Below are 1,564 nucleotides of genomic sequence, written 5' to 3'. Positions count from 1 at the left end.
AAAAACTGCCCCGATAGACTTCCTTAACTTGACATAAATGGAGTGTCCATATATGTCAACTCAAATTCACAAACTCAAATTCACATTAGCTTGTTGGTTCAGGTTATCAGATGAAAAGACAGCTTTAATTTGTTGGCAAATTTGGTTAAGGTTCATAAGCGCTCTATTTTTGATTGAGTGATTTTTAGCGTAACCATTTGATCATTAAAAGAGTTCGCCTTCAAGTTTTCTTAAGATCCAACCTATGAAGTGAGCTTATCGTCTGTAAATACTAGAGTATTTAAACGCAGACCCTTTCAGATGAGGTTCAATAACTCTATTCGGAATTAGCGTGCAATAGACCCTAGTAAATTTGGAAAAGTCATCCTGAATTCGATCTTTTTTACAAAAAACTGTTGCATTTTTAAGCACAATAACATTTAATTTACGTAGATAATGATACTTAAATCAAGGACTATACAAATGGACTTGCTAAGACCTTTGCTCTTATGCTTTGTCGTGCTTGTGTCAAAACCTATTTACGCATTTTGTAATGACCTTTTTTCTTCAGGATTAAGCCCCTGTCCCGTGCACACGGTAATTGAAACCCCTACAAACCCAAACTTATCTAAAAGTGGTGCTACTTTAGTTTTTAAATGGGTAGATCACAACTCTAACTCAGATTTATACGGAGCAGCAAGTGCGAGGTCTTTTGCAAGCTCGTCTAATATTTCTTTTACTCTTCAATTAATTATAAATGACGTAACCCAAAGTCAAACTTACCAAGCAAACACAACGCAATATACTATGGCAGGCGTTGCTGGAAAAACCCACCGTTTTAGGGTAAAGGCATGTGATGGAGGTAACAATTGCTCTGGATACTCTGAAATCAGTAATGCCATCATGCTAGCACCCGCTACGCCAAGCAATCCACCAAGCTTGAACTTGTCAGGGGCAAATACGGTTATTGACTTAACCTCTGTCAGCGGCGCAACCAGTTATAAAATCGAACAACATAATCAGGCGAATAGCGAGAAGGTTTATAAAACAACCAGCTCAACGTCGGGTAATGTAATGTCTCACGCTGCAGGCAAAAGTTATGCTTACCATTATGCAGCTTGTAATGCTGGAGGGTGCTCAGAGTATTCACCAGCAGCGCAAATAGTCACTTATCCCGCTACACCCATTAGTCCGCCAAGCGTGAGTGCATCAGGGGCAAATACGATTATAAACTTCGCCTCAGTCAGCAGTGCAACTAACTATAAAGTTGAACAACATAATCAGACTGATAATACGCGGGTATACAAAACTTCCAGCTCAACGTCAGGAAATACGATGTCCCACATTGCAGGTAAAAGTTATGCGTACCGTTACGCAGCCTGCAATGCAGGAGGGTGTTCTGGGTATTCGCCGTCCAAAAGCATTGTCACTAAAAAAGTGGTATTTGTTCATACTGACTTGCTCGGCAGCCCTGTGGCTGAGAGTCAGTAAAAACGCTTTTCTAAATATAACAAAGCCTCCAATAATCAGAAAATTTTTTGAAAGGTTTAAATGATGATCTTATTAAAACGAACGTTATTTGTAC

Annotated in this window: 1 protein-coding gene; it reads left to right on the top strand. The window is 39.3% G+C overall.

The window, feature by feature from the left end; all coding sequences use genetic code 11:
* Positions 1-462 precede the first annotated feature (462 nt).
* The gene (locus N482_RS04600; RefSeq protein WP_063375958.1) at positions 463-1,470 is read left to right on the top strand and encodes a hypothetical protein; all 1,008 of its coding nucleotides are present in this window, start codon (positions 463-465) and stop codon (positions 1,468-1,470) included.
* Positions 1,471-1,564: the final 94 nt, after the last annotated feature.

Origin of the sequence: Pseudoalteromonas luteoviolacea NCIMB 1942, assembly GCF_001625595.1 — a bacterium.
GTDB classification, from domain to species: Bacteria; Pseudomonadota; Gammaproteobacteria; order Enterobacterales; family Alteromonadaceae; genus Pseudoalteromonas; species Pseudoalteromonas luteoviolacea_A.
The sequence above is the reverse complement of the archived record's forward strand: the minus strand, read 5'-3'. Positions and strand labels throughout refer to the sequence as shown.

What these genes read in the sequence shown, in the direction of transcription:
- N482_RS04600 (WP_063375958.1), top strand. Translation starts at nt 463, where the DNA reads ATGGACTTGCTAAGACCTTTGCTCTTATGCTTTGTCGTGCTTGTGTCA.